This window comes from Gelidibacter japonicus (assembly GCF_010725055.1).
GTDB lineage: Bacteria > Bacteroidota > Bacteroidia > Flavobacteriales > Flavobacteriaceae > Gelidibacter > Gelidibacter japonicus.
Map to the genome: position 1 here is coordinate 1 of NZ_BJKB01000026.1, position 3644 is coordinate 3644.

3 protein-coding genes are annotated in these 3644 nt (G+C 31.9%); all 3 read left to right on the forward strand.

What is annotated here, in order from left to right:
* Nucleotides 1-257: 257 nt before the first annotated feature.
* The 3 genes from G6N06_RS18375 to G6N06_RS18385 all read left to right on the forward strand — a co-directional run bounded on the left by G6N06_RS18375 (nucleotide 258) and on the right by G6N06_RS18385 (nucleotide 3011).
* Nucleotides 258-1118: a GIY-YIG nuclease family protein gene (locus tag G6N06_RS18375; protein ID WP_163518170.1), complete on the forward strand. Its 861-nt coding sequence runs from the start codon at nucleotides 258-260 to the stop codon at nucleotides 1116-1118.
* A gap of 321 nt (nucleotides 1119-1439) precedes the next feature.
* A complete protein-coding gene (locus G6N06_RS18380) occupies nucleotides 1440-1733 on the forward strand; it encodes a hypothetical protein (RefSeq protein ID WP_205334800.1) in 294 nt (97 codons plus the stop codon).
* A 234-nt stretch (nucleotides 1734-1967) separates the two neighbouring features.
* Nucleotides 1968-3011: a hypothetical protein gene (locus tag G6N06_RS18385; protein WP_163518171.1), complete on the forward strand. Its 1044-nt coding sequence runs from the start codon at nucleotides 1968-1970 to the stop codon at nucleotides 3009-3011.
* Nucleotides 3012-3644 lie beyond the last annotated feature (633 nt).

A 3644-nucleotide genomic window follows, 5' to 3' on the forward strand; every position in this document is an offset into this window, starting at 1 on the left:
CCCTTGCGACTTACTAATGCTTCCAGACGTTACTCCAGCGCATAAGGGACTTGCACCCTCTAAATTAATACCTTACTTTGCAGTAAGGTAAAGATGCCCATACTGGGCACACACATTGTGTATAAGCAATAGCGGGTGAAGTGGTAAATCGAAGGTCTTTGCCTTTAATAAACTTTGTGCTAAACTGAAAGGTTTGTACTTTTAAATCCGCTACTGCTCATACACTTGACCGTTACCCACCATTTAAAAAAAACATTGTGACAAACATTCCAATTTCTAAAACTGACCCATTTACGAAAGAATACGAATTAGAGTGGAAATCGGTTGGTGGAAATGAATTTTATGAAAAGGTTTTGAATGGTTCCATAAATATGGTTTCGAGCAAACCTGATATAAACCGACTTTTTCTTACGGTCAATCATTTAGGCGGAAAAGATTATCTGATTTTAAGACATCCAAGTAAAGACTATATGTTGGATGCGGGCGATAAGTTTTATTTGCTTTTTGATAATAACGAAGTATTGGAATTTGAAATTGAGAAAAAATCTTTTCATTTATATAATAGCCTAAATGATACTTACAAGCAAGTTTATGAAAATCGTATTTTGCTATTTAAAGAAGATTTAGAAATATTGGCGCGGACTGAAATTAAAGACTGGAGGATTTTGGTTTCTGGCAATAGGAAAATTGAAGGAATGCGTCATTTTGGTACAAACCATAATTATCAAAGCGAGCTAAAGTTAAAATCAGCGTTGCGAAATTTATTTTACGATTATAATGAGATTTTGAAAGGAATAGATAGCTATCAACCAATTTCAAAATTGGATTACAAAGAAGAATTTAATCCGGAAGAAAGTTGTCATCTTTATCTAATGAAAGATTTGGCAAATGGATATTATAAAATTGGTATCTCAAATAATCCTACTTACAGAGAGAAAACATTGCAGAGCGAAAAACCAACAATCGAGCTCATTAAATCAAAGCTGTTTTCAAATCGAAAAGTGGCTGTTGCTTTTGAAAGTTCTTTGCACAAAACTTATGAAAATAAAAGGTTACGTGGCGAATGGTTTGAATTGAGCGAAAGAGATATAAAAGAAATTAAAGAAATAATGGGCTAAAAAACGGTGGGTAACAATGTGTATAAGCAATGGCTTGTCCTCGCCTACTTGGAAAATCCTGCGGAATTTCCACAGGCTCGGTCAATTTTTGTTATTTTAGGTGCTTGCCGCCGCAACTATTACACGTAAACGTCGACCACAATATTGAAAAAGACATTGACAATAGAAAAAATTAAGAATGAACTCATTGGTTCGTGCATAAAATATGAGCCAATTTCATTTTTTTACCATATCTTCTTTCCAAAAATGTAAGTACTGGAATGCCAAATAAAATAAGGTTTTATCGATTTTTCAAAAAAATGGTTTGCAGGTTCACCACTAATGCGTGAAATTGATAAAGGATTAATAAAGTCTCGGGTTGGAATAGTTTTAGTCACACCTTTGTTTCTTAAACGTATCGCAGGAGCAGGTATTGCCGATAAAGAACTCTCCGCTCTTTTAGCTCGTGATTTGCTTATACCAATTGTTCACGATACTACATATGAGGATTTAAGAGATGTAAGTCCATTACTTGGTTCTCGTAGTGGTCTAAGTACAATCGAAGATTCAATGGAAGAAATTGCTTCTAAATTAGCTGAATTAGTAACACCTGAAACTGTAGAAAGTTACAATTAGAAACGGAAAAGAACTGCCCATAACAAAGATGTACGTAAGTAATGGCTTGTTCTCGCCTATTTGGAAAATCCTTTGGATTCTCCAAAAAACAGCTTTGTTTGGAGAGGTTTGAACCAGGCAAGAAGCGTGATATGCAATGCTAACTTAATCTAAAAAAAGGTTACAGACTGATTTGTTCTATATTTGATTACGACTCTCATGATTACGACTCTCAACCAAACTTAAGGCTAAGAAATGAATAAAAATCTCCACATTGAAGTAAGGAAATCAAATGCAATTGGTGAAGAAATTGATGCTTCATTCAAGTTTATCGTTTTAGGATTAAAAACTATAAAAGAACAAAATTCAACAATTTCGAATAAACACGTTTCTTTACAACTATTCGCATCTGGTTTCGAGAGAATTTTGAAAATTTTACTTTTAATAAAAGACAAACACAAAACAGGAAAATTTCCTGAACTGGCAAAAGCCAAAAGTAAGTTTCAAGCCTATAACAATGGACACGGAATTGAGAAAATGTTACTTGAAATGATTGATTATTCGGAAAAAATCGATTCATTTCAGAGGATTCCGATGTTAATTGAAGATGTTGAATTTCTTAAAACAGACAGCCATTTTAAAAAATTTATACAAATAATAACAGAATTTTCAATTCAGCAACGCTATTACTATATCGACACCATTGTTCTAGAAAATGAAAACACAAATTTTAATCCATTTGACGAGTTTAAAGGATTAATTTGGAGTTTTGAAGAAAACGTAAATATAGAAAACCAAAGCTATCAAGAGGAAGATAATATTAAACTCTTAAATACAATCAAATGTATCGAGAAAGGAACAAGAGCCATTTCAAGATTTTTTTCGCACGGATTTGAAGACTTAGGTATAAAATATTATTGCGAATTTTCAAATTTCCTTTTATTAAAGGATGAGGATTTAGGAAAATTAAAATATTCTGATAAAAAATCCATCCCTTCAGAATTTTATCAACCAATATCAGCTTTATCCATAAAATTTTTTAGTATTAAAGCTAAATCGAAATCAAAAATAATAAAGTCATCAGATTTTGAAAATTGGGCTTTTACATTAAAAAGCATAACGGTCTATTCACATAGGGACAATTTGTTTTTTGCAGAAATTGGTAATAATATTTTCGCATTAACTGGAAAATCAAGTCGTAGATTTAAGATACCAATGTATTTAAAAAGTGAAAAACTAAAACCTAGAATGACTGCAAATTATTTACTTGATGAAGCAAAAAAATTAAGAGAACAATAAGAGCTGCATATAACAACAGTTTATTGAATTTCGTGATTAAGTGCAATATTGAACTTTTATACTTTATTCCTTACAGTCGCCAACGTGCAGACAATTGTATGTGATTAGAAAAACCCTAAGATAACGGAAAGAGGAATATTAGTAAAAAACTGAAGGCTCCTCTCCAAATTAAGAAAAATAAATACACGAAAATTGACATTCAAGACTTTTTAAAAGAAGATTGTTAGAGTTACACCTATAACATGTCTTGTATAATAAATTTAATTAATTAGTTAAGTCCATAAAATCCAGCTCACAATCAAAAACACATTCTTTTCAACAACGCTTACCAAAACCCAATCCCCCACTTTATATACTGTTTTCCTATATAATTACTGCAAAACAATTATCTTGGCTAATTAATGTACGCGGACATGAACCGAATAAAAGAAGTACTTGAAGAGAAAGGAATTAAACAAACTTGGCTAGCATAAAAACTTGTAAGGAGTTTTTTTAAGATTGCCGAGATATTAAAAATTAACCCCAAAAGATTCATAAGAAATAAATAATGACAAGCATAAACCAAAGAGCTGAATTACAAGCTAAAATATGGAGAATAGCCAACGATGTACGTGGCTCTGTAGATGGGTGGGA